This window comes from Streptococcus sp. HMSC070B10 (assembly GCF_001808665.1).
GTDB lineage: Bacteria > Bacillota > Bacilli > Lactobacillales > Streptococcaceae > Streptococcus.
Genome location: NZ_KV794127.1, coordinates 1 through 854, shown reverse-complemented (window position 1 = coordinate 854; position 854 = coordinate 1). Strand labels below are relative to the sequence as shown.

2 protein-coding genes and 1 pseudogene are annotated in these 854 nt (G+C 31.5%); 1 reads left to right on the top strand and 2 read right to left on the bottom strand.

The genetic code is table 11. From position 1 onward, the window contains the following. Positions 1-268: hypothetical protein (locus HMPREF2613_RS00080; protein ID WP_070478069.1), on the top strand; the 268-nt coding region annotated here is incomplete at its 5' end. 4 nt (positions 269-272) lie between these two features. Here the strand turns inward: HMPREF2613_RS00080 and HMPREF2613_RS11425 are convergent. Further along, positions 273-422 (bottom strand): hypothetical protein, encoded by a 150-nt coding sequence (locus tag HMPREF2613_RS11425; RefSeq protein WP_186822055.1) that lies wholly within the window; start codon positions 420-422, stop codon positions 273-275. A gap of 74 nt (positions 423-496) precedes the next feature. Beyond that, positions 497-854: pseudogene (locus tag HMPREF2613_RS00075) on the bottom strand (cell division protein FtsK); the annotation flags it as partial.

Sequence of the window (854 nt, the reverse complement as noted above, 5' to 3'; positions counted from 1 at the left end):
AAAAAACATCATCACACAGAAAGCCAAAAACAAAGGCATTTCTGTAAATGAGTTTATAAAAAGAATTATTTTAGAAGACGATATCAAAGCAGATAGCACCGATAATATCAATGATAGCAATAATGATATCACTAGTGATATCATAGAACTATTAAAAGAACAATTAAAAACTAAAGATATGCAAATAGCAAATCTTCAGCAAATTATATATAATCGTGATACAAAACTGATAGAGATATCAAAAAAATGGTGGGAATTTTGGAAATAAAATCTTACACGTCTAAGATTTTTAAATCTAAAAATTCATCTAAAATTTTTATCTGTTGCTTCAAATCAATTAACTGATTTTCAATAGTTGTATAATCAGCATCTAAATCTAAAGCAATTGCTTCTCTTTTAATATTTAAAATCATATCTTTCATAACTAAAATTTTAGCATGAAAGATATGACTTTTTTTTATTATTCCTATTCTGTTTATTTTTTATGCTCATCTGACTACAAACCCATTTTATACGCTTTTTCAAAGCATTTAAGGTCATTTAGATGATATGTATGCAAATCAGTCACAGCAAAGGAGAGCGGGGTTTCGTCTGTCTTCCCATCAGAGATATAAAATCCTTTGAAACGGTCAACACCGCCCTTTGTTGCAACCTCGCCATCAAATGCCATTCTTTGCGTTTCTGCATTCGCAGAACCTAATAATATTTTGGTCGCAAACTGACTTCTGATGTCACTTGAAAGGGTAGTATCAGTTTTCGGACTTTGCGTCGCAACGATACAAAAGACAGATACAGACCGCCCTTTTTGGACGATTTGAGTGAGTAGAGCCAAAAACTCTTTTTTCTGTTTGCTG